This is a genomic window from Pseudomonas sp. GW823-FHT06E10, from assembly GCF_058794995.1.
Genome location: NZ_JBXAHJ010000016.1, coordinates 1 through 23,410, shown reverse-complemented (window position 1 = coordinate 23,410; position 23,410 = coordinate 1). Strand labels below are relative to the sequence as shown.

The window sequence follows — 23,410 nt, the reverse complement described above, 5'->3', positions numbered from 1 at the left end:
CAGCCGATGGACAATGCCGATGTGATGGACAGCCTGCGTCAGGGCCAGCCGAAAGTGTTTGTCGACGCCCGGCAAATCAAGGTGCTTGAACCTCTCTCACCGATTGCCGGAGCTGCGCCATGGGGCGTGTTGGTCGGTGTGCCGCAGAACGTGTTGCTGGCACCGGTCACTACGTTGCAGAAAGAGCTCGATGCCCAGGGCGTGCAAAGCACTGCGCTTGAACTGCTGCTCGGTGGCGGCTCGGCCCTGCTCGGCCTGTTGTTGATCTGGTACACCGCGCAACGCATAACCAGGCCGCTGCAAGTACTGACCCGGGTCATGGAAGACATCTCCCTCGGCGAAGGCGACCTGACCCGTCGCCTGCAAGTGCAATCGCGAGATGAAATCGGCCAACTGGCGACCGCCTTCAACCGCTTTGTCGAGCGCATCCACCATTCGATCCGCGAGGTGTCATCGGCGGCGTTGGGGGTGAACGAAGGCGCTCGGCGGGTACTGGATGCTTCAAACTCGTCGATGAGCAATTTCGACGATCAATCCACCCGCACCAACAGCGTGGCGGCGGCAATCAACCAGCTCGGCGCCGCCGCACAGGAAATCGCCCATAACGCCTCCGATGCCTCGCAACAGGCTTCGTCCGCACGGCAGCAAGCCGAGGATGGACGCCAGGTGGTGCAGCGCACGATCGAGGTGATGAACGAACTGTCCGGCAAGATCAGTGCCTCCTGCGCCAACATCGAAGTGCTCAACGACAAGACCGTGAACATCGGGCAGATCCTCGAAGTGATCAAGGGCATCTCCCAACAGACCAACCTGCTGGCGCTCAACGCAGCGATTGAAGCCGCGCGGGCGGGTGAAGCGGGTCGTGGGTTTGCGGTGGTGGCGGACGAAGTGCGCAGCCTGGCCGGACGCACCCAGGCCTCGGCGCTGGAGATCCAGCAGATGATCGAAGAGCTGCAAGTGGGCGCGCGGGAATCGGTCACCACTATGACCGTGAGCCAGCGCCACAGCGAAGAAAGCGTCACCATCGCCAACCTCGCCGGCTCCCGCCTGGGCAGCGTGACCCAGCGCATCGGCGAGATCGACAACGTCAACCAGTCCGTCGCCGCCGCCACCGAAGAACAGACCGCGGTGGTCGAGGCCCTGAATGTCGATATCACCCAGATCAACACCCTGAACCGGCAAGGCGTGGAGAATTTGCAATCGACATTGAGGGCTTGTACCGAGCTGGAGCAGCAGGCCGGGCGGTTGAATCAGTTGGTGGGGAGTTTTCGGATCTGAGATTTGGGTTGCCTGATATGCCGCCATCGCGAGCAAGCTCGCTCCCACACTGGATTTTTGCCATACACAAACTTTGTGGTCACCCGAGATCCCTGTGGGAGCGAGCTTGCTCGCGATGAGGCCACCACATCCAACACCATCGTTGACTGACACTCCGCCATCGCGAGCAAGCTCGCTCCCACATTTGGATTTCTGCCGTGCACAAAATCCGTGTACACCGCAGATCCCCTGTGGGAGCGAGTTTGCTCGCGATGAGGCCACCACATCCAGCACCATCGTTGACTGACACTCCACCATCGCGAGCAAGCTCGCTCCCACAGAGATCAAGGCAAGCCCGCACAAATCTGGCACCCACAACCAACCACATGGCATGCGCGCAAACATGTCGCCGCGCCCCCCGGGCGTAGTATCGAACCCGACCTCGGGGCACAACCCGCTCCAGGGCGCCCTGCAAAGCAACGCTGAACCCCTCCATTTCTCACTAACAACAATAAATCGACCCTCGGGTCGCGGGAGATTTCTGTGCTCAAGAAAAGTGCGCTGGGCTGGCCAAAGATTGCCGGACTCGGAATTGCGTTGGTGGTGGCCGGGCAGTTTTCCGGCTGGAACTTCGGGCTGGCGGCAGGTGGCTGGCTGAACATGCTGATCGCTACGTTGTTGATGGCCCTGCTCTGCGGCGGCCTGGCGTTGTGCGTGGCGGAAATGTCCACCGCGCTGCCCAGTGCTGGCGGTGTATTCGTCTATGCGCAAAGTGCGTTCGGGCCGTTCGTGGGTTACCTCGTTGGCGTGGCCTGTGCCCTGGCTTTGACCATCGGCACCGGTGCAGCCGCGACCTTTATCTGCGCCTATACCGAATCAATTTTCGGCCTCGGTGGCTGGCCGGTGAAGATCGCCCTGTTCGCCGTGATCATCGGCATCCACATGCGCGGTGTCGGTGAGGCCATGGGCCTGACGTTCATTGCCGGCGTGATTGCCGTCGTCGCCCTGCTCACATTTGGCGTGGCCATGGCGCCCCATGTCGAGTTGGCCAATTTGCTGAAGTTGCCCGCCAGCGTCGCAACACCGGTCAGCCTTGGCGGTATCTTCGCCTGCGTGCCATTCGCCATCTGGCTGTTCATCACCGTTGAGCAAACCGGCTCGGCCGCCGAGGAGGCGCACAATCCCGGTCGCACCATGCCCCGCGGCATTCTGGCGGCCATTGGCACGTTGCTGGTGACCGCGCTGGTGGTGCTGGTATGCGCACCGGGTGCCGGTGGTGTCGAGCTCGTCGGTTCGGCAGGTGATCCGCTGTATGCCGCGATGTCCAGCAACAGCGCCTTCGGTGAAGGTTCATGGCTGGCCAGGGTGATTGGCTGCGGCGCGGTGTTCGGCCTGATCGCGACCTTCTTCTCGCTGGTCTACGCCGCGTCCCGGCAACTGTTCGCCATGGCCCGCGACGGCTTGTTCCCGCAATGGCTGGGCAAGACCGGCAAGCGCGGCACGCCCTACCCGGCATTGTTGCTGATCGGTTCCATCGGCCTGCCGCTGTCCGAAGTGGACCCGGCCACGGTGATGCTCGCGGTCGTGTTGCTGCTCAACGTTTGCTACCTGTTCATTTTCGGCGCGTACCTGCACATCAAACGCAACCAACCGGACCTGCCACGGCCGTTCACCCTGGTCGGCGGCAAACTGGTTGCCTGGCTCGGTCTGGCCCTGACGCTGGTGGTGATCGCCGCCTGCTTCCAGCTCGACATGCTGATGCTGATCGCCCTGGCGGTGACCTTCACCCTGTGCATTTTCAATTACCTGTTGCGCAACCGTCGCGCCACCGTCATCGAGGTTCCAGACCATGCCTGAAGACACTCTGCTGCAACGCCGCCATCGCGTGCTCGGCAGCGCCTCGCCGCTGTTCTACGACAAGCCCTTGCATCTGGTGCGTGGCGAAGGCGTCTGGCTGTTCGACGTCGACGGTCGCCGCTACCTCGACGTCTACAACAACGTTCCCTGCGTCGGTCACTGCAACCCCCATGTGACCGAGGCCATGCACCGCCAGGCCACCACGCTGAACATCCACACCCGCTACCTGGATGAACACGTGGTGCGCTACGCCGAGCGCCTGACCGCGACCTTCGCCGCGCCGCTGGACACCGCCATGTTCACCTGCACCGGCAGCGAGGCCAATGAACTGGCGCTGCGCCTGGCGCGGTTCACCAGTGGCGGCACCGGCATCATCGTCAGCGACTACAACTACCACGGCAACTCGGCATCGCTGGCCGAAGTCACCACTGCCCTGCCCTCGCCGGAACCCTTCGCCGCCCATGCCCGGGCCGTGCCGATTCCGTGCCTGTACCACGCACCGGCCGGCACCACCGAAGCGCAACTGGCCGAGCAGTACGCAGCCAACATCGCGGCGGCGATTGCCTCGATGCAAGCCCAGGGCATTCGCCCCGCCGCGCTGCTGATCGACACCCTGTTCGCCAACGAAGGGCTGCCACGGGTACCGGCCAGCTTCGTCAACAAGGCGGCAGCGCTGATCCGTGCAGCAGGCGGATTGTTCATCGCCGATGAAGTGCAGTCCGGCTTCGGCCGTACCGGCGATCACCTGTGGGGCCATCAGGCCCACGGCGTGGTGCCGGATATCGTCACCCTTGGTAAACCGATGGGTAACGGCTATCCACTGGCCGGGTTGATCACCCACAAGGTGCTGGTCGAATCCTTCGGTCGCCACGCCATGTACTTCAACACCTTCGGCGGCTCGCCGGTCGCGGCAGCGGTTGGCATGGCGGTGCTGGATGTGATCGAGCAACAGCAACTGCTCAAGAATGCGCAAAACGTCGGCGCTTATGTGCAGCAACGCTTGCAGGAGCTTGCCAACAAACACTCGATCATCGGCGACGTGCGCGGCAAGGGTCTGTTCTTCGCCATGGAGCTGGTACGTGATCACGCCAGCAAGGAACCGGCCGGACTGGAGGCGCGCAAGGTGGTCAACGACATGCGCGAGAACGGCGTGCTGATCAGCAAGATCGGCGCTGGCGACAACATTCTCAAGCTGCGCCCGCCGCTGGTATTCAGCCGCGACCACGCTGACTTGTTCGTCGACACACTGGACAGCGCCCTGAGCGCAATTTGAGGCCTTGCCATGACTGAATTCCACACCCTGCCCCATGACCAGCAAGTAATCCGTCTGCACGAACTGGCGCGCCATGCCCTGCAACAGTGGAACGGCGAATTCGCCGACATTGAACTGGTGAAGTTTCGCGAGAACGCAGTGTTCTCGGCCCGCCGCCACGACGGTCAGCGCGTCGCCCTGCGCATCCATCGCAATGGTTATCACTGCGAGGCCGCACTGCGTTCCGAGCTGCAATGGATGGAAGCCCTGGCCAGCGCAGGTATTACCGTGCCGCAGATTATCCGCGCACAGAATGAAAGCCATCTGATCGAAGTCACCCACCAGGCCATCGGCGAGGCGCGTCACATCGACATGCTCGCCTGGCTGCCCGGTGCCACCGCCGGTACTTCCGAGGCGGGTGTGCAGGCCGATACGGAGATCGATTTCCTGTTCAATGAGGCGGGGGCGATTGCCGCGCGTATCCACCTGCATTCGGCGGATTGGCAGCAACCGGACGAGTTTGTCCGGCATGCCTGGGATGAAGAAGGCCTGATCGGCGCCAATCCGTTCTGGGGGCGTTTCTGGGAGCTGGAGCAGCTGAGCGACGAGCAACGGGATCTGCTGCAACAGGCCCGGCGTACGGCGCGCAAGGACTTGCGCCAGTACGGTCGGCACCTGGGCAACTTCGGCATGATTCACGCGGATCTGGTGCCTGAGAACCTGCTGATCGAGGGCCCGCAACTGCGCCTGATCGACTTCGACGATGCGGGGTTCGGCTGGCACATGTTCGAGTTGGCCACTGCCTTGTACTTCTGCCTGGATGACCCGCGCTTTGATCAGATCAAGACGGCGCTGCTCGACGGCTACAACGCGGTCAAGCCGCTGACCGAGGCGGATCGCAAGACACTGGCGTTGTTCCTGATGCTGCGTGGCACCACGTACCTGGGCTGGGTTCACACCCGCCAGGGCACGCCGACAGCGATTGAAATGGCGCCGATGCTGATTGAGCGGGCTTGCTTGTTGGCTCGGGAGTATTTGCAGGCCTGATACATCGAAATCGCGAGCAGGTCGGATCGCCGCACCGTCGCTCCCACACTGGATTTCAGTGAACTCAGAACTTGTGTTCGACGACGATCCACTGTGGGAGCGAGCTTGCTCGCGATGGGGTCATCACATCCAGCATCATTGCTGACAGATACTCCGCTATCGCGAGCAAGCTCGCTCCCACAGTGTTTAGTGGTTAACCGGGCCGATCGACCTGATCCAGCGCCCGACTCACCGCCAACTCCCCCAGCATGATGACTTGCGCGATGCCCAGCAGGGTGTTGCGGTGCGTGCCTTGCAGAAAACCCGCCAGGTCATTGGCCATGACGCTCGCCGAGGCCAGCGATTCGCAGGCGTGGGCCAGCAGGGTTTCGGTGTTGATGTCGGGGTTGATGGTGAACAGTGTGGAGGGTTTGTGCGAGGTGGCCATGATGTGAGCGGCCGGGTTGGGGCAGGAATCGTTGTCTGGTGGATCAGGCGTAACCTTGAACATGATGTTCTTTTCCGTTGTGATGCAGCCACGCCGTCGCTGCTAAACGAGGGGGTGGCGGCTGTACGCAGGTTAGCAGACCGGGGAAAAGAAGAAAGCCGGCGCGCCCAAGGACGCCCTACGCACAGCCACCATCAAATGCAGGTATGGAATACCTGCCTGACGGACACTCGTACGACCTTCAAATACCACGGGCTGCTAAACCCGATCACTGGGAATCAGTGACGCGGACCAAGTTACCGATGGCCTCCAGGGCGCACAAGCCGGCGGATTCTGGCGTAGCTGTAGGCAATGACGCAAGGCGTTGTGGCTTGCAGGAAATTACTCCTACAGCCGTTAAACATGCATTCCAAACTGGCACCGCCATCGCGAGCAAGCTCGCTCCCACAGTTGATCTCAGTCGTACACAAACTTTGTGTTCACTACAGATTCCTGTGGGAGCGAGCTTGCTCGCGAAGAACGATAACGCGGTCTCAATCAAGCCGCGCTGGCATGCTCAACGCGATGAAACAACCGGTTGAAATACACCAGGCTGTCGCGCGGCTCGCGCACGCCCACCTTCGTCAGTTCCACGAACATCACCGAATGCGACCCCACTTCCTTGCACTCGCTGATCCGCCCTTCGAGCTGCACCAGGGCATCGCGCAGCACCGGCACATCGGCCGCGCCGTCGTCCCACAGGTCCCAGGCAAAACGCTCGGCCATCGGCACCTGGGTCATGCCGGCGAAATGACGGGCCAGTTCTTCCTGCTCGCCACACAGCACGTTGACGCACAGATGGCCGTTGGTGCGGAACACGTCGTGGGTGGCGCTGTTGCGGTTGACGCACACCAGCACGGTGGGTGGCGAGTCGGTCACCGAGCACACGGCGCTGGCGGTGATGCCGCAACGACCGCCGGGGCCGTTGGTGGTGATGATGTTCACCGCGGCAGGCAGCTGCGCCATGGCGTTGCGAAAGTCGATTTGCTGCTGGCTCAGGTCGGCCATGTCGATGCCCCTTCCTTCAGGAGGACCGCTATCTGGCGGCCCGTAGGTGATGGAACAAGACTAAGGCTGCGGGTGCGCCGCAACCATTCTGACGATCCCCATGGCAGGGTTGGGTTTCCGCTAGTCGACTAGGTGGTTTCTTTATCGCAAGGGCCGGCCACAGTGGGTATTCTGCATACAGGCTCCAGAACGATGAGCCGATGCGTGCCGCGCGTTCGCGTGCGAAAACAATAATTAGAAATTATCGTGGCAGCCCCGATGGAAATCCGAAAACCGATTGTTTATATCGTTGACGACGACAAGGACCTGCGAACCTCACTGGCCTGGTTGCTGGAGTCGGTGAGCGTGCAGGCGCAGTGCTTTGCCGGCGCCGAAGAGTTCCTCAGCCAGTACGACCCCAAGCAGCCCGCCTGCCTGGTGCTCGACGTGCGCATGCCGGAGACCAGCGGTTTCCAGTTGCAGGAAATCCTCAACCAGCGCGGCAGCACCCTGCCGACCATTTTCGTCTCGGCCCATGGCGATATTCCGATGTCGGTCACGGCGATGAAGAACGGCGCGCTGGATTTCGTCGAGAAGCCCTACAACCCGCAGCAGATGATCGACCGCATCCAGGCCGCGCTGAAGACCGCCGTACACGCCCAGGCCGATCAGCAGCAGCGTCAGAACCTGCAAGGCAAACTGGCACTGCTGACCAGCCGTGAGCGGGAAGTGTTGATGCTGGTGATCGATGGCAAGGCCAGCAAGGTGATTGCCCGGGAGCTCAACATCAGCGTGAAGACCGTTGATGTGCACCGCACCAAGATCAAGGAAAAGATGGGTGTGTCCAGCATCGCCATGCTGGTGCGCGAGGTGCTGCATTTACCGGTGGATGAGCCGGTGCGGCACTGAGTGATTTGCAGCGGTCATGAGGCCGCCATCGCGAGCAAGCTCGCTCCCACAAGTTGATCTCTGTCGTACACAAACTTCGTGTTCACTGAAGATCCACTGTGGGAGCGAGCTTGCTCGCGATGGGGTCGGCACATCCAACATCGCTGGCGACTGACATACCGCTTTCGCGAGCAAGCTCGCTCCCACAGGTTGATCCCGGTCGTACACAGACTTTGTGTTCACCGCAGATCCACTGTGGGAGCGAGCTTGCTCGCGATGGGGCCAGCCCATTCAACATCGAATTCAGCAGCTATAGCGCTTGCGATAAGCCCCCGGCGACACGCCAAAGCGCGATTTGAACGCCGACGAGAAGTAGCTCGAATCCGAGAAGCCCCAGGCATAACACAGTGCCGATAGCTTCTGCTCGACATCGGCGCGGCGCAGGTTTTCGGCGCAGAAATCCAGGCGGCGGTGCTTGATGTATTGCGCCACCACCAGGCCGCGCTTGGAGAACATCCGGTACAGGCCGCGCACGGAAATCCCGACTTCACGGGCGATCAGCTCGGGGCACAATTCTTCGTCGCTGAGGTGGGCGTCGATGAAGGCGATGATCTTGCGAAATTGCCGCTCATGGGCGTCAGCACCGCCGTCCCGGGCGCTGATGCCCGGCAGCAACAGGCTGGCCAGGGCATCGAGCACGGCCTCGCTTTCCTGCATGTCCAGCCCCTCCTGCTGGCGGGTGTCCAGCACCAGCTTGTTGGCCATCGCCGCCAGGGGGCTGCCGGCCGCGATGCGCGTGGCGCAGTTGACGGTATTTAAGTGCGAACCCCGCTCGACCACCTGGCGCGGAAGAATCAGCGACAGCTGTCGGCAATCGTCGTTGTAGATCATGTCGCTCGGACGGCTGGCGTCGATCAGGGCGATGTCGCCACAGCCCAGTTGCGCGCGGTTGTCGCCCTGCTCCAGTTGCGAGCTGCCGCGCATCTGGAACACCGCGTAGTAGTGGCCGTCGCTGCTGGTGCTGACGTCCTTGCTGGTGCGGTACAAATGCACGTGCGCCATGTCGACCACACTCAGGTTGATCGCACCGCTGCGAAATTCCGCCAGTTCGCCGTAGAAATCGGTGTCCAGCGCCCGGGCATCGAAACGCCCACAGGCCTGGTTCACCTGGCTCAACCAACTTTCGAACGCCTCGTTGCGCACCGTCGATGCTGTAATCATGTCCGCAAAGCCTCACGTTTTTGTTGTTATTTTTCGACCGCTTCATCGAGCGGTTCGTCAAAACGGTTATTTCTGTAGCCATCTCCTCCTTCGACGGCCGCCGGGCGCCCATTCAACAGGCTCCGGCCCAAGCTTTCCAGTCGACCTACGGGTTAAATGTCCAATACCAGACGAGCGGAAAGCGCCCGTGATACACACGCGCAAATCTGTTTGTTGGACGCCTTTTCCTTGTTCGACAGGCAGTTGTCGCGGTGCTCCGGCACGCCGTCCAGTACCTCGACGATGCAGGTGCCGCAGATGCCTTCGCGGCACTCGGTGTCGATGTCGCAACCGTGGGCCTGCAACACGTCGACCAGGCTGGCGTTGGCCGGCACCTGCAGCACCACGCCGGAACTGGCCAGCTCCACTTCGAACGTGCCGGCCGGGGCGCTGTTGGCGGCCGGGTCTGCGGCAAAGTGTTCAAGGTGAATCGAATCGTCAGAGCGACTGCGGGACGCCACTTCCACCACTTTGTTCATGAAAGGTGCCGGGCCGCAGGTATAGACGTGAGCGACGCTGCCGGCACGCGCCAGGCATTCGCTCAACGCGCCGTCCAGATCCGCCGGCTCTACGCCGTAATGAAATTCCACGTGGGCGGCGAACTTCGTCGCCAACAGCTCTGTAAACGCCGCGTACTGCGCCGAACGGGCGAAGTAATGCAAACGATACGGCTGGCCGCTTTCCGCCAGTCGATAAGCCATGCTCAACAGCGGCGTCACGCCGATACCGGCGGCGAACAGCACGTGTTCGCGGGCACTGTCATCGAGACGGAACAGGTTGCGCGGCGCGCCCATTTCCAGCTCCATGCCCTCTTCCACTTGCTCGTGCAACGCCAGCGAACCACCGCGCGACTGCGCTTCTTTCTTCACCGCCACCAGATACGCACGGCGATCCTGCGGCGGGCTGCACAGCGAGTACTGGCGGGTCACCCCGGTCGGGCCGGTGAGGTCGACGTGGGCACCCGGTTCATAGGTGTCGAGCGGCTGGCCGTCACTGCGCACGAGGCGAAAGGAACGGATATCCAGCGCTTCGTCGACGATCCTTTCGATCTTCACCTTCATCATTGCATCACCTGAATACTGTTGTTTTGGTTTACTGCCCCTTGTAGGAGCGAGCCTGCTCGCGATGAACCTGAGAACAACGCGGGGTGTCAGGTTTCCCGCGTTATCGTTGGCGACCATCGCGAGCGAGCTCGCTCCTACAGGGGGCATTTTTCTGCTGCTCAGCGCATGAACAAACCGCCATTGATGTCCCAGCACGCACCCGTTACCGAGGTGGCGTTCTCGGCGATCAGCAGCAACACGCTGTCGGCGATGAACGTTGGGTCACCGAGGGTGCCGGCCGGGATCATCTTCAGGATCTGTTCCAGACGCTCCGGAGCCACGGTTTCGCGTACCACCGGCAAGTCCAGCGGACCTGGCGAGATGCTGTTGACCGTCACGCCCTGGGGCGCCAATTCACGGGCGAAGACCTTGGTCAGGGTCGCCACGCCACCCTTGGCCGCCGCGTAATGCGCGCCGGTGGCGGTGCCGCCGTTCTGCCCGGCCAGGGACGCAATGTTGACGATGCGACCGAAGCCGCGCTCGGCGAAGTGCGCGCCGAATACCTGGCAGGCCACGAAGGTGCCGCGCAGGTTGATCGCCATCGACTCGTCGAATTCTTCTGGTGTGATGTCCATCAGCGCGGCGACTTTCGACACACCGGCGTTGTTCACCAGAATGTCGGTGCCGCCCCAGCGCTCGGCGAGCACATCGCGGGCACGTTGAAAGTCGGCCTTGCTGCGCACATCCAGCTCGATGGCCACGGCGCTGGCGCCGCTGCCATCGAGTTCCAAAGCCAGTTGCTGCACGCCATCGAGGCGCACATCCGCCAGGCCGACGCGATAACCGGCTGCGTGCAGACGGCGGGCGATGCATTCGCCCAGTCCGCGCGAGGCACCCGTTACGAGGGCTACTCGACTCATGATGTTGCCCTCACAAAAGGAAGCCGAGCGCGCTCAGGCTGTCGGTGGAGTTGATCAGGCGCACCACTTTTCGCTCCAGGGTCGGCACGCCGTCGGCGAAGCGGATACGGTGGTTCAGGTCGGCCACGAACGGCGTGTGCACGCCGCGCTTGTAGGCGTACAGCAGCTGCGCCGAATTGACTTCGACGATATCGCCGGCCGCTTCCACCAGGCGGAAACGCGAGATCGTGCGAATGGTTTTAGCCGCGTCCACCGCCGACGGCGAGTAGCCGGCGGTCAGGCGTTCGATGCGCAGGTCACGCATGCGCGCATCGTCGTAGGCGTAGTTGAGGGTCGCTTCGAAATCTTCGGTGTCCGGGTCGATCGGCACGATGTACTTGCCGCTTGCGCTCCACAAGGTTGCCCATTCGGCGTAGTTCTTGTGGTCGAGCAGTTCGGCTTCGCGCCAGATGAACTCGATGGCCTGGGCCAAGGGGCCGGAAAAACCGTTCAGGGTGTCGTGATTGCTCATTGGCTCATCATCCTTTTCCACATGTCGTAGGCACCGCGCATGCCGCCTTCGTCGGTGGCGTGGCTGACCTTGTCGCCGTTTTCAGCGGTGATTTCGCGGTTCAAGCCGCGGTTGACCAGGATCGGCGCATCGACGCCGGCGTACGAGCCGCGCTGCACGCGGTCCCAGGCTTCGGCATCGTCAGGGCTGCCGAAACCGAACGGGCCCTGGAAGTGTTCGTGGATGCGCATGCGTTCGCGGTTGGCGACTTCCGGGCCGCCGTCCATGCCGAGGGCCACGTGGCGGATCTCGGTTTCGGTGACCGACACCGGGCGCAGCACGCGGAAGAACGACATCGACATCGCCACGTTGGGGAACAGGTTCAGGTTGAAACCGGCGCCGTGCAGCGAGCGCACGATGCGACGGACCTGATCGGCCGGCAGGGTCTTCGACAGTTCTTCGGTCACATGGGCGAAGCGCTCCTGCAACTGCTCGGTGCCGTCGTCGTGATCGAGGTCGACGTGCTCCGGCACCATCACCATCACGCTGTGGCCGTTGCCCAGGGAGTGGGTCACGGCTTGTTCGTCGGTCATGAACGAGAGCATTTCCGAGGTTTCTTCATCCACCGACGACATGAACGACTTGTGCACGATCGGGAAGTGATAGCCGTCGGTGGTGTTTTCCAGCTGGATCTTCCAGTTGCCCTTGAAGCTGAACTTGTGTTCGCCCTGGGTCTTGATCGGGTAGCCGGCGCCCTGCTTCATGAACAGGTCCATCCAGTGTTTCGCGCCGCCGAGGAAGTCCTCCAGCGGTTCGATCTCGTCGTTGTAGCTGGCGAACACCATGCCGGCGTAGCTCTCGACGCGCAGGCTGGTCAGCGGCAATTCCGACTTTTCCAGAATGCCTTCGTAGCCGTCCGGATACGGCAGCGCACGCAGCTTGCCGTCCAGGCCATAGGACCAGCTGTGGTACGGGCAAGTGAAACCGGTGGCGTTGCCCTTGTGCTTCTCGCACACGGTGGCGCCACGGTGCCGGCAACGGTTTTCCAGCACGTTGATGTTGTTCTTCTTGTCGCGCACCACAATCACCGGGCGGCGGCCGATGGTGGCGGTCTTGAAGTCGCCGCTATTGCGCACTTCGCTTTCGTGGGCAACCCACACCCAGGTGCGGTAGAAAATCTTGTCCAGCTCGGCTTCGAACAGCGCCGGATCGTTGTACAGCGAGACGTCGACGCGGTCATGCCGGACCAGGTCTTCGGGGCTTTTCGACGTTGCGATCAGCTGATATTCATGAGTGCTCATGCGGTTCTCCTCATGGCTTCTTTTTATGATTGAGTGGTAGAGGCTTGCAGCTGCGCACCAAAGGCGCAGACCAGTTCGTCCTGACCTTTGCGGCCAACGATTTGCAGGCCGACTTTCAGCCCGCCGCAATCGAGTTCCACCGGCACCGTCAGCGCGGGGTGACCACTGAGGTTGAAAGGCCGCACCAGCGGGGTCATGCCGGCCACGGCTTTGCTGCCAGCGCGGGCTTCGCTGAGGGTTGGCGGCAAGGTTGGCAGTGTCGGCAACAGCAATACGGCGAAGTCTTCCAGTGCTGCATCCACCTGTTGGGTGAACCGCGTGCGCACGGATTCGGCCTGGGCCAGTTCTTCGCGCGTGGTGCGGCTGGCCGCCAGCAAGCGTGTTTCCACATCGGCGCCGATCAGGCCCTTGCCGGTCAAGTGGCCGAACGCCGCCCAGTTTTCGAAATTGATCACGGTCAGGCCGGCGGCAAACGCTGCTTCGAATTCGCTCAGGTGCAGGTTGCTGCGACGCCATCCGGCGCGGTCCGCGGCGGCACCCAGGCTGGCTTGCAGGTGCAAATCACAGGCCACCTCGAGAAAGCCGACCCTGGCGCCGTCGCCTGGCAGGCCTTGAGCGGAAAACCCCGGGCAGATCACCTGCATCGCGGCGATCAGGTCGTCCATGCTTTTGGCGAACGGCCCGACGCAATCGAGGCTCGACTCCAACGGATGCGCACCCACACGGCTGACGCGACCATAAGTCGGCTTGAGCCCGGCAATCCCGCAGCACGCTGCCGGCACCCGCACCGAACCACCGGTGTCGGTGCCGATGGCGATGTCCGCCAGGCCTGCCGCGACCGCCGAAGCCGAACCGCTGGACGAGCCGCCAGGCACACGGTCCGGCGCTTGCGGATTGATCGGAGTGCCGGTCCAGTCGTTGATGCCGGTCACGCCGAACGCCAGTTCATGCAGGTTGGTCTTGCCAACGATCTGCCAGCCAGCATCGAGGATCGCATCGACCACCTCGGCGTTTTGCGTCGCCGCCGGTGCATCGGCGAACGCACGGCTGCCTGAGCGGGTCGGATGGCCGGCGATGTCGATGGAGTCCTTGATGGCGACGCGCTTGCCGTTGCCACCGAGGAGGAATTCGCTGATGAAAGTACTCATGCGCTCAGCTCCGAATTGAACAAGCGTTGCGTGCGGAAATGCGCGATCAGCCAGACGCCGTCGACACAACGGAAATCGATGTTCAGGCGCGTGCCGAACAACTCATTGCGGCCATCGGCGTAGGTGGAAATCTGCTGCATGATCCACTGCCCCTGCGCCGCCTTGCCGTCGACCACGATCGACTCGCTGGTGAGGTAATGCAGGTTCAGCTTGAAGTGGTTGGACGGCGGCAGATAACCGCCGACAAACGCCGCCACCGCCTCACGTCCACGGTGTTGACCGAAGGTCTTCGCGGTCTGTGTGCCGAGGCCTTCCCAGACCGCATCCTCGGTGAACAACTGCGCCAACTGGTCGAGATGAATCGCCGCCCGCGGCACATCGCACAGGTCCATGTAGTGCGCCATCAAACGGCGCACTGCGCTTTCCCCTTCGAGCGTCGCCAGACGCTGCAGCAAGGCCTCGTTCATGACTTACACCTTGGCCGCGTCAGGAATGGTCAGCGGACGACCGATGCGCGCTTCGATCTTGGCGTAGCGCCACAGGCTGTATTGGCCAACCGGTGTGGTGCGGAACAGGTTGCAGGCGTCGATCACCGACTGGTGGCAGTCGACGTCGGCCATGATGTACACGGTCCAGGGCGAGGTGGTGGACGGGCCGACCATCAGGCGGTCGTCATCCATCGCGCCGAGCACGGTGATGCCGGGCATCGCGCCAAGGTCACCCATCATCTGGCTGAAGCCTTTCCACACGCTCAGGCCTTCGCCGGTGGGCAGGTCGAAAAAGTTCTGGGTGATGCCGATGCAGAAGACGACGCGCAATGGCTCTTGGGTGGTTTGCGACATGGGTGTGGTTCCTTGAAAAAGTAATGGGGATTCAGATGTAGCCCGGGAACGGCGGTACGCCGAGGAACACCGAGCCGGCGCCGTCGTACAGGCCTTCGCTGAGGAAGGCGTGCTGGGTCACCACCATCGAGTCGCGCAGATAGCGTTGCAGCGGATGGCGCAGGTAAATGGCGGTGGTGCCGGCCAGGCCGTAGGCGCTCTGCACCACCTCGGCACCGGCCTGGGACACATGAATGGCCGACAGGCGCAACAGGCTGGTCTGCTCCGGCGTGACCGGGTTACCGGCCAGGATCGAGTTCCACACCTGTTCGGTGGCGTTGTAGAAGAAACCGCGCGCAGCGCTGAGCTTGGCTTCAGCCTTGGCGATCTCGATGCGCACGTAAGCGCGGTCGGACAATTTCGGCGCGCCGGTGATGCCGCTGCCACCCGCCATGCGGCTGATTTCGTCCAGCGCGGCACGGGCCAGTCCGAGGTTGACCACCGCCAGCACTTGCGCGGCGTAGGCGATCGATGGATAGCGGAACAGCGGCTCGTCGATGGTCGAGGCACCGCCGCGGATGAACGTCCAGCGCTCGTCAACGCGTTTATCGGTCACCCGCAGGTCATGGCTGCCGGTGCCTTTGAGACCAACCACTTCCCAGTTCTCGACGATGTCTACCTGCTCCGGGCGGAACACCGCGGTGCGCGGCTTGCCGCCAGCGGCGCCGATGCCAACGCCCAACAGGTCCGCGCCTTTGCAGCCGCTGGCGAATTTCCAGGTGCCGCTGACCTGATAACCGCCTTCTACGGCCTCGGCCGGTTGCAAGGGGAACAGGCCGCCAGCGAACACCAGGTCAGGGCTTTCGGCGTAGAGTTCAGCGAGGGTTTCCCGAGGTAAAGCAGCCAGGTAGACACCGGCGCTGCCGAAGCTGGCCACCCAGCCCGCCGAGCCGTCGGCTTCGGAGATGCGTTCGATCATTTGCAGGAACAGGTGCGGTGCCAGGGCGTCGCCACCGAAGCATTTCGGCGTGGCGGCACGGTAGATGCCCACTTGTTTGAAGCGCTCGATCATGTCCCGTGGCACGTGGGAGCCAGCATCGAATTCTTCGCGGCGCCGGCGCACTTCATCCAGTACCTGCGCAAAGGCCTGGCTGTCGACGACATTCTCGTCAACGCCGATCGATGCGTCTTGTTGCGCAACCGCTGAACGCAGCATGGGCATTCTCCGTTTTGTTTATTGTTAGTGGGGCTACACGCATGCCCCGTTGTAGGAGCGAGCCTGCTCGCGATGGTCGTCAACGATGACGCTGGAAACCTGGCACCCCGTGGCGCTCTCAGGTTCATCGCGAGCAGGCTCGCTCCTACAGGGAATCGGCGTGGTCACCCTTGCATTGCGGTCCAGTGTAAAAACCGCATCCGGCCGCCACTATTGGTGCGTGCAGCCCCCTCGCTAAAGAAAACCCCTAGACCCACACCGGTAACCTCTGAGCGCATCCCGCTGTGCGAGCAGGTATAAAACGCCATACTGCAAATCTCTGCCGCCAGGGGCCGTGCGATGTACCAGCCAAAACCGAACGACTTTTATGCGCTGATCGAAGCCATGCCGCTGTGCATCATTCTTCATGACGCGCACACCAAGGAAATTCTCTGGGCCAACGCCGCTGCCCTGGCGGCGTTGGGCTTTACCCTGGAGGAACTGACGCCGCTGAAGGCCTCCGACATGACCCGCGATGCGCCGAAATACCGGCGTTCCATAGGTTTACGCTGGCTCGAAAGGGCCGCGCGCACCGGGCAACGGACCATCGAGTGGTGCTATCGCTCCAAGCAAGGGGTGGAGATTCTTTCCGAGGCGGTGGCGACCCTGGTGCACCTGGACGGTCGCGATGTGTTGATGGTGCAGTTCCGTGACATTTCCAAAGAGGACAAGGTCAAGCGCGACCTCAAGCGTTTCGAGAGCCGGCTCAAGGCCTTCATGCAGGACCTGGCCGAAGGTGTGGCGGTGCTCGGCCCCGAGGGCGATATAGGTTTTATCAGCGACTCCGGCGCGCACCTGCTCGACAGCGAAGTGCACCAGCTGATGGGCGAGAACTTCCTGGCCTGGTGCGACGACGCTTCGCGTCAGCGCTTGTTGCAACAGTTCGCCCATGAGACGCCGGAGCACGCGCCGTTCAACGTGCACTACAAGGTGCAGCGCCGGGACGGCGAATGGCGCTGGCATGACGCAACCTGCCGCTACATCGAGATCGAGGACGATCTGGTCGGCCATCTGCTGCTGTTCCGCGACGTGACCGAGCAGGTGCAGGCCGAAGAGGCGCGGCGGGTCAGCGAACAGAAACTCGAGTACCTGGCGCGCTACAACGCCATGGGCGAAATGGCCGTGGCCATCGCCCACGAGCTGAGCCAGCCATTGGCGGCGACCCGCAACTTTATTGAAGGCGCAGTGATTCGCCTGGGCAACACGGGGGAAACCGATCAAGGCGTCGCCTGGGGTTTGCAGAGCGCCGTGCGGCAAATCGAGCATGCCTCGGTGATCATCAAGAGCGTGCGCGATTACGTGGTCAAGCTGGAGCAGACTGAAGAGCTGGTCGACCTTAATGAGCTGCTGCGCGAAACCCGCTACTTCATCAGCCTGCGGGCCGATCCGAGCCTGGTGCGCGTGGAAGTAGTCACCGCGCCGGAACCGCTGCAGGTCAGTTGCGAGAAAGTCCTGATCGGCCAGGTGATCCTCAACCTGGCCTTCAACGCGATTGAAGAAATGGCCGACCTGCCCACTGAACGACGCCTGTTGCGTATCCACGCCAGTCGCGAGAACGATGTGGCCCTGGTGCGCATCGAAGATTGTGGTCGCGGCATCCAGGCCCAGGCGCAGGAGAAGCTGTTCGACGGCTTTTTCTCGTCCAAGGTCAGTGGCAATGGCATCGGCCTGGCGCTGTGCAAGAACATCATCGGCCGCCACCGTGGCGATATCTGGGCGCAAAACCTGGAGCCGTGCGGCGCGGTGTTTACCTTCTCCCTTCCCCTCGCCAATCCCGCCTGACCTGCACCACTACTGTGGTCTGACATACACAAATCCTGTGGCGAGGGGGCTTGCCCCCGTTCGGTTGCACAGCAGCCGCAAAACCTGCTGGCACGGTGTGACTGGCAAATGCTGGGGCCGCTTCGCGACCCAACGGGGGCAAGCCCCCTCGCCACAAATGCAGCTTCGCCCTTCCCACCTCTGACGCCAGTCAAACCCCCGCCTTATCAGATTGTGCAGCCAGTTTCATGACACTGGCACAGACACACAAACACTTGGCAGGCAGGGCAATTCTCCCGATCTCGGGGCACGGCAGAATCAAAGGGTAAAAATCTGCCAAAGCACCCGCGATCCGCGTTACCAACAATTCAGGAAGTTCCCCTTATGCGAACAAACAGGATCTCCGTACAGTCAGCGCTAGGCCTGAGCCTGCTTGTACTCGGTTTGAACAGTGCCCACGCGGATCTACCCGCCGGTACGATTGGCCAGACCGTTCTGGCGTTTCCACCCGAAGCTCACCGCGCGTTTGTCATCGACGTCGAGTTCGACAGCTTTGTGGCTGGCCGCGTGACCGTGGTCGACCCGGACCAGAAGCGCATCCTCGGCATGGTGCCGACCGGTTTCGCAGCGCCGTCGACCCTCAGTCACGACAAAAAAACCATCTATAGTGCGGACATCTGGTATTCCCGCGGCACCCGCGGCACCCGCACCGACGTGCTCACCGCGTGGGACAGTTCGACCCTGTCGCCGGCCTGGGAAGTGCTGATTCCAAACAAGCGCGCCGAATCGCTGACCCAGCGTTATGCGCTCAAGCCAAGCGGCGACGACAAGTTCGTCTACGTCTACAACTTCACCCCGTCGACGTCGGTGACCGTGGTCGATACCCAGACCAAGGCGGTTGCCACGGAAATCGCCATCCCCGGTTGCGTGCTCAACTACCCGGTCGGTAACCGCCGCTTCGCCTCGCTGTGCGGCGACGGCAGCCTGCAAGTGGTGACCCTCAACGATCAGGGCCAGGAAACCGCGCGCAGCCGCACGCCGTTCTTTGATCCGAACGCGGAAAAACTGGTAGAGCGCGCCGTCAACGTCGGCGACACCTACTACTTCACCACCACGACCGGCACCGTACGCCCGGTGGATTTCGCCGGTGATGCGCCGAAGGTCCTGCCGTCCTGGTCGCTGGTTTCCGACGAAGACAAGAAGGCCGGCTGGGCGCCGGGTGGCTGGCAGATGATGGCCGTGGCGCCGAAGCTGGACCGCCTGTACGTGCTGATGCACGACGCCCACGAACCGATGAAGTGGGAAGACCCGAGCCCGCTGATCTGGGCGTTTGACCTCAAGACCCACAAGAAGGTGGCGACACTGGAAGCCCCGGTTCCGGTGTGGAGCATGCAGGCAACCGGCGACGACAAGCCGTTGTTGCTCGGCACCGACGTGGAAGGCGGTTTGCAGATTTTCGATCTGAAGACCAACAAGCTCACCGGCAGCATGCCGAAAGTCGCCAAAACCGCGACTCAGGTCCTGAGCTACTAAGAGGTTCGGCCATGCACACAGATCCGATCTTCATCATTGCCAGCGCCATCGCCATCGCGGTGTTGCTGGCCAGCGCCGCGACCCACAAGTTACGCGCGCCGGCCCGCTTCGCCCGGCAACTGGCGGACTATCAACTGCTGCCCGAGGCGCTGGTGCGCCCGACGGCACGGTGGGTGCCGCTGTTGGAACTGGCCATTGCCTTTGCCCTGCTGGTACCGGTCAGCCGTGGTTACGCCGCGTTGAGCGCCGCCAGCCTGTTGGCCCTGTACGCCGCCGCCATCGGCATCAACCTGTGGCGCGGTCGCGCGGACATCGACTGCGGTTGCGCCGGTCCCGACCAGGCACAGCCGCTGCGTCCGGTGCTGCTGGCACGTAACAGCGCACTGATAGCGCTGGCGCTGGTGGCCAGCGTGGCGCCGGTTGCCCGCGACCTCAACCTGTTCGATGGCTTCGTGACCCTGGCTGCCGCCGCAGTTGCGCTGCTCATCTACGCCGCCGCCGATGGGCTGCTGGCGAACTCCCCTCTTCTGCTCAAATTGATTGGTAGGTAATCGAAATGGAAGGCTTGATTGTTTCCAACGTTCTGCTCTGGGTGCTGCTGGTGGCCGTGGCGTTTGTCGTCATGGGCCTGGTGCGGCAGATCGGCGTGCTGCACGGTCGTCTCGCCCCGGCTGGCGCGCTGATGGTCGACAAAGGGGTGGCGGTCAATGAACCCGCGCCGCAAGTCACCGCCAGCGACCGTCACGGTCGCCCGGTGAACTTCGGTTACGCCGGCGAGAAATCGCAATTGCTGTTCTTCCTCTCGCCGACCTGCCCGATCTGCAAGTCGCTGCTGCCAGCGATCAAATCCATCGCCAAGGAGCAATCGGACCGCCTCGATGTGGTGTTCGTCAGCGATGGCGACATGGACGCCCAGCAAGCGCTGATCCGCGAACACAAACTCGAAGACGCCACCTACGTGGTCGGTCCGGAAGTGGGCATGACCTACCAGATCGGCAAGCTGCCGTACGCCGCGCTGATCGACAAGGCCGGCACCCTGCGTGCCAAGGGTCTGGTCAACTCCCGCGAGCACCTGGACAGCCTGTTCGAAGTCGAGCATTTGAAGCACGCAACGCTGCAGCAGTACCTCAATGCCCAACCGCACACCCACGATCACGACCACAGCCACGGCCATAGCCACTGATAAGGCAGGGAGACCTTTATGAAACTGCTGGATCTGTTGTTTGAGCGTTCGTCCCGCCGTGTCGCCGACACCACTTCGCGCCGCAAACTGCTGGCACGCATGGGTTCGCTGATGGTGGCCGGTGCCGCCCTGCCCCTGTTGCTGCCGCTGGACCGCACCAGCAAGGCCCTGGCCGCGGAGCCTGCGCAGGCCGGCGACCCGGGCGATCCGAACAGCTGCGACTACTGGCGCTACTGCTCCATCGACGGGTTTCTGTGCAGCTGCTGCGGTGGGTCGGTGACGTCCTGCCCACCAGGCACCGAAGCCTCGCAAGTGACCTGGATCGGCACCTGCCGCAACCCGGCCGACGGCAAGGACTACATCATTTCGTACAACGACTGCTGCGGTAAGCAAAGCTGCGCCCAGTGCGCCTGTACCCGTAACGACAGTGAAGAACCGGCCTACCGCCCGTTCAACAACAACGATGTGAACTGGTGCCTGGCCGCCAAATCGCACATCTACCACTGCACCGTTTCGGTCATCCGCGGCGTCGCCGTTTAAAGAACGCGCTTTGCGCCGGTTGCTCGCGCAATCGGCGCTTTTTTTCTGTGGCTGCTTTTCTTTTTTTACTGCTTTGTGTGTGTGTGTACCTGTAGGAGCGAGCTTGCTCGCGAAGAACTCAAGGGCGACGCGTTAAACCAGATAGCCCGCGTTATCGTTGACGTCCTTCGCGAGCAAGCTCGCTCCTACAACAGGTGCCAAACCGGTCATCAGCGGAGTTGGATTACATGCGTAGTTTGATATTGCTCGGTCTCGTCTGCGCCCTGAGCGCCCCGCTCGCTTTCGCCCGGGCAATTCCCGACCCGGCGCAGAGCCATGCGCCGGGCAACGAAGATGTTCAAACCCCGATTGCCCAGGCCGGTTACAGCGTCGGCGTGAACTACCAGCTGCAATGCGCCGGTTGCCACCTGGGCGACGGCACGGGTTCGGCCGCCAACGACACGCCACGGATGAAAGGTTTCGTCGGTAACTTCCTGAAAGTGCCCGGTGGCCGCGAATTCCTCGTGCGAGTGCCGGGCATGTCGCAGTCAGCGCTGAACAACGCACAACTGGCGGACTTGCTCAACTGGCTGTTGCGCGAAGACGGCATGGCGGGTAGCAGCATGCCGGCCGATTATCAGCCTTACACCGCCGAAGAAGTCATGACATTGCGCGCCAAGACCATGCTCAACCTGCCCGGCACCCGTGGTGAGTTGATCAAGGCCATGCGTGCCCAAGGCCTCGCGATCGATGACGGGATGAATTACTGAGAACATTTGCCCCGCCCCGCTTCAACATCAACCGCCCGGACGATGGACGCGTTGACGGCAAATAAGTAACGTAACCGGTGCTGTTTTCGAACCTGGAAAATCGAAAAGGGAGTTTGCATCGTGACCGAAGAGACAAAAACCAAAGGACCGGCTTCGTACTTCCCGTCCATTGAAAAAAAGTACGGGCAGCCGATCAGCCATTGGCTGGACCTGCTCAAGTCTGTCAGCGACAAGAAACACATGGAGATGGTGGCCTGGCTCAAAACCGAACACGGAATGGGTCATGGTCACGCCAATGCGCTGGTTGCCTATCATCTGGCCGCCACCAAAAGCGCCTAGCCGCGGGTCCATCCTTTGCTGTGCTATCGGTGGTGCCGGGTAAAACCGGCTCCACCGTAAGTCTTCTGTTGCCCTATTCTTTCATCCAACCCATCACGCCGGACATCGACCATGTCAGCCCCCGAATCCACCCTCCTCGACAGCTGGCACCACAACGCCCGGGCCTGGATCGACGCCATACGCAGCGGCACCATCGAAAGCCGCCTCAAGGTCACCGACCAGGCCATCCTGCTGGCGGTGCTGGGTCGCCAGCCCGAGCGTGTGCTCGACCTGGGTTGCGGTGAAGGCTGGTTGCTGCGTGCGTTGGCAGACCGGGCCATCGATGCGGTCGGCGTGGATGGCGATGCGACGCTGGTGGAGGCGGCGCGGACGGCGGGCACTGCGCGGGTGCATTTGGCGAGCTATGAACAACTGGCTGAAGCGAAAGTCGACATCGGCCGCGACTACAACCTGATCTGCGCCAACTTCGCCCTGCTGCATCAGGACATCATCCCCCTGCTCGCCGCCATGAACACCCTGCTCGCCCCGGGTGGCGCGCTGCTGATCCAGACGCTGCACCCGTGGGCGGCTGCGGCGGGCGACTACCAGGATGGCTGGCGGGAAGAGAACTTCTCTGGCTTCAAGGGGCAGTGGCAGCCCATGCCATGGTATTTCCGCACCCTGTCCAGTTGGCTGAATGCTCTGGACATGGCCGGTTTTGCATTGGCCGGCCTGCAGGAGCCACAGCACCCGCAAAGCCCCGTGCCGCAGTCATTGCTGCTGGTGGCCGAGCCACGGCGCTGAGTGGCTTTAATATCGCACACAGTTCTTGCCCCGCCGAACATCCCTGCGGGAGCGAGCTTGCTCGCGAAGAGACCGGCACATTCAACATCGATTTCGCCTGTCATGCCGCCATCGCGAGCAAGCTCGCTCCCACAGGTTCAGCGGCTGTACGCAAAATCTGCGAATCACCCAAATCCCTGTGGGAGCAGGCTTGCCCGCGAAGAGGCCGGCACATTCAACATCGATTTCGCCTGACATTCCGCCATCGCGAGCAAGCTCGCTCCCACAGGTTCAGTGGCTGTACGCAAAATCTGCGAACCGCACAAATCACTGTGGGAGCGGGCTTGCTCGCGAAGAGGCCGGCACATTCAACATCGATTTCGCCTGACATTCCGCCTTCGCGAGCAGGCTCGCTCCCACAGGTTCAGCGGCTGCACGCAAAATCTGTGAATCACCCAAATCCCTGTGGGAGCAGGCTTGAACTGGTCAAGTAATCCCGGACACCGGTTACGGTGTTTATGCCGCTTTTTGCTCCATGGCTATTGGCGACA

Annotated in this window: 23 protein-coding genes and 1 pseudogene; 13 read left to right on the top strand and 11 right to left on the bottom strand. The window is 62.2% G+C overall.

Annotated elements, in window-relative coordinates:
• Positions 1-240: 240 nt before the first annotated feature.
• The 4 genes and pseudogenes from AC1Q6Y_RS22890 to AC1Q6Y_RS22875 all read left to right on the top strand — a co-directional run.
• A pseudogene (locus tag AC1Q6Y_RS22890) lies at positions 241-1,278 on the top strand (methyl-accepting chemotaxis protein); the annotation flags it as partial.
• Positions 1,279-1,800: 522 nt separating this feature from the next.
• Positions 1,801-3,114, top strand: coding sequence for an amino acid permease (locus AC1Q6Y_RS22885; RefSeq protein ID WP_492625209.1), 1,314 nt, complete (start codon positions 1,801-1,803; stop codon positions 3,112-3,114).
• A complete protein-coding gene (locus AC1Q6Y_RS22880) occupies positions 3,107-4,387 on the top strand; it encodes an aspartate aminotransferase family protein (RefSeq protein WP_492625208.1) in 1,281 nt (426 codons plus the stop codon). The genes AC1Q6Y_RS22885 and AC1Q6Y_RS22880 overlap by 8 nt, the downstream gene beginning before the upstream one ends.
• Before the next feature lie 9 nt (positions 4,388-4,396).
• The gene (locus AC1Q6Y_RS22875) at positions 4,397-5,413 is read left to right on the top strand and encodes a phosphotransferase enzyme family protein (RefSeq protein ID WP_492625207.1); all 1,017 of its coding nucleotides are present in this window, start codon (positions 4,397-4,399) and stop codon (positions 5,411-5,413) included.
• Positions 5,414-5,606: 193 nt separating this feature from the next.
• Here the strand turns inward: AC1Q6Y_RS22875 and AC1Q6Y_RS22870 are convergent, their stop codons facing one another.
• Together AC1Q6Y_RS22870 and hpaC are read right to left on the bottom strand one after the other, a co-directional pair.
• Positions 5,607-5,903 carry a DUF6124 family protein gene (locus AC1Q6Y_RS22870; RefSeq protein WP_492625206.1) on the bottom strand — a complete coding sequence of 99 codons (297 nt, stop codon included), beginning with the start codon at positions 5,901-5,903 and terminating at the stop codon, positions 5,607-5,609.
• A 474-nt stretch (positions 5,904-6,377) separates the two neighbouring features.
• Positions 6,378-6,887 (bottom strand): 4-hydroxyphenylacetate 3-monooxygenase, reductase component, encoded by a 510-nt coding sequence (gene hpaC, locus AC1Q6Y_RS22865; RefSeq protein ID WP_057715405.1) that lies wholly within the window; start codon positions 6,885-6,887, stop codon positions 6,378-6,380.
• Positions 6,888-7,145: 258 nt separating this feature from the next.
• On the opposite strand from hpaC, the gene AC1Q6Y_RS22860 reads away from it, so the two are divergent.
• Complete coding sequence (locus AC1Q6Y_RS22860; RefSeq protein WP_053161157.1) at positions 7,146-7,775, top strand: response regulator transcription factor; 630 nt, start codon at positions 7,146-7,148, stop codon at positions 7,773-7,775.
• A gap of 282 nt (positions 7,776-8,057) precedes the next feature.
• Here the strand turns inward: AC1Q6Y_RS22860 and feaR are convergent, their stop codons facing one another.
• The 9 genes from feaR to AC1Q6Y_RS22815 form a co-directional block, all read right to left on the bottom strand.
• Positions 8,058-8,975 (bottom strand): transcriptional regulator FeaR, encoded by a 918-nt coding sequence (feaR, locus tag AC1Q6Y_RS22855; RefSeq protein WP_218498465.1) that lies wholly within the window; start codon positions 8,973-8,975, stop codon positions 8,058-8,060.
• A 152-nt stretch (positions 8,976-9,127) separates the two neighbouring features.
• Positions 9,128-10,078: a PDR/VanB family oxidoreductase gene (locus AC1Q6Y_RS22850; RefSeq protein WP_492625205.1), complete on the bottom strand. Its 951-nt coding sequence runs from the start codon at positions 10,076-10,078 to the stop codon at positions 9,128-9,130.
• Positions 10,079-10,236: 158 nt separating this feature from the next.
• Positions 10,237-10,977 carry an SDR family NAD(P)-dependent oxidoreductase gene (locus AC1Q6Y_RS22845; protein WP_218498463.1) on the bottom strand — a complete coding sequence of 247 codons (741 nt, stop codon included), beginning with the start codon at positions 10,975-10,977 and terminating at the stop codon, positions 10,237-10,239.
• Positions 10,978-10,987: 10 nt separating this feature from the next.
• Complete coding sequence (locus tag AC1Q6Y_RS22840; RefSeq protein WP_492625204.1) at positions 10,988-11,488, bottom strand: aromatic-ring-hydroxylating dioxygenase subunit beta; 501 nt, start codon at positions 11,486-11,488, stop codon at positions 10,988-10,990.
• Positions 11,485-12,768, bottom strand: coding sequence for an aromatic ring-hydroxylating oxygenase subunit alpha (locus tag AC1Q6Y_RS22835; protein ID WP_223503127.1), 1,284 nt, complete (start codon positions 12,766-12,768; stop codon positions 11,485-11,487). The genes AC1Q6Y_RS22840 and AC1Q6Y_RS22835 overlap by 4 nt, the downstream gene beginning before the upstream one ends.
• Before the next feature lie 23 nt (positions 12,769-12,791).
• Positions 12,792-13,916, bottom strand: coding sequence for an amidase (locus tag AC1Q6Y_RS22830; RefSeq protein WP_492625203.1), 1,125 nt, complete (start codon positions 13,914-13,916; stop codon positions 12,792-12,794).
• Complete coding sequence (locus AC1Q6Y_RS22825) at positions 13,913-14,383, bottom strand: nuclear transport factor 2 family protein (protein ID WP_492625202.1); 471 nt, start codon at positions 14,381-14,383, stop codon at positions 13,913-13,915. Before AC1Q6Y_RS22825 ends, AC1Q6Y_RS22830 begins: the two co-directional genes overlap by 4 nt.
• Before the next feature lie 3 nt (positions 14,384-14,386).
• Entirely contained in the window at positions 14,387-14,758 is a 372-nt protein-coding gene (locus tag AC1Q6Y_RS22820) for a hypothetical protein (RefSeq protein WP_057715413.1), read from the bottom strand.
• A 31-nt stretch (positions 14,759-14,789) separates the two neighbouring features.
• Entirely contained in the window at positions 14,790-15,953 is a 1,164-nt protein-coding gene (locus AC1Q6Y_RS22815; RefSeq protein ID WP_492625201.1) for an acyl-CoA dehydrogenase family protein, read from the bottom strand.
• Between the two features lie 339 nt (positions 15,954-16,292).
• Here AC1Q6Y_RS22815 and AC1Q6Y_RS22810 point away from each other — a divergent pair, with 339 nt between their 5' ends.
• The 8 genes from AC1Q6Y_RS22810 (at position 16,293) to AC1Q6Y_RS22775 (ending at position 22,880) form a co-directional block, all read left to right on the top strand.
• Entirely contained in the window at positions 16,293-17,774 is a 1,482-nt protein-coding gene (locus AC1Q6Y_RS22810) for a sensor histidine kinase (protein WP_492625200.1), read from the top strand.
• A 363-nt stretch (positions 17,775-18,137) separates the two neighbouring features.
• Complete coding sequence (locus AC1Q6Y_RS22805) at positions 18,138-19,286, top strand: amine dehydrogenase large subunit (protein WP_057715416.1); 1,149 nt, start codon at positions 18,138-18,140, stop codon at positions 19,284-19,286.
• Positions 19,287-19,297: 11 nt separating this feature from the next.
• Positions 19,298-19,837 carry a MauE/DoxX family redox-associated membrane protein gene (locus AC1Q6Y_RS22800; protein ID WP_102672308.1) on the top strand — a complete coding sequence of 180 codons (540 nt, stop codon included), beginning with the start codon at positions 19,298-19,300 and terminating at the stop codon, positions 19,835-19,837.
• A gap of 5 nt (positions 19,838-19,842) precedes the next feature.
• The gene (gene mauD, locus AC1Q6Y_RS22795) at positions 19,843-20,469 is read left to right on the top strand and encodes a methylamine dehydrogenase accessory protein MauD (protein WP_090454794.1); all 627 of its coding nucleotides are present in this window, start codon (positions 19,843-19,845) and stop codon (positions 20,467-20,469) included.
• An 18-nt stretch (positions 20,470-20,487) separates the two neighbouring features.
• Positions 20,488-21,009 carry a methylamine dehydrogenase light chain gene (locus AC1Q6Y_RS22790; RefSeq protein WP_008050506.1) on the top strand — a complete coding sequence of 174 codons (522 nt, stop codon included), beginning with the start codon at positions 20,488-20,490 and terminating at the stop codon, positions 21,007-21,009.
• A gap of 227 nt (positions 21,010-21,236) precedes the next feature.
• Positions 21,237-21,758 (top strand): cytochrome C, encoded by a 522-nt coding sequence (locus AC1Q6Y_RS22785; RefSeq protein ID WP_150815140.1) that lies wholly within the window; start codon positions 21,237-21,239, stop codon positions 21,756-21,758.
• 120 nt (positions 21,759-21,878) lie between these two features.
• Positions 21,879-22,097 (top strand): DUF4287 domain-containing protein, encoded by a 219-nt coding sequence (locus tag AC1Q6Y_RS22780; RefSeq protein WP_057715420.1) that lies wholly within the window; start codon positions 21,879-21,881, stop codon positions 22,095-22,097.
• A gap of 111 nt (positions 22,098-22,208) precedes the next feature.
• The gene (locus tag AC1Q6Y_RS22775; RefSeq protein WP_090454791.1) at positions 22,209-22,880 is read left to right on the top strand and encodes a class I SAM-dependent methyltransferase; all 672 of its coding nucleotides are present in this window, start codon (positions 22,209-22,211) and stop codon (positions 22,878-22,880) included.
• Positions 22,881-23,410 lie beyond the last annotated feature (530 nt).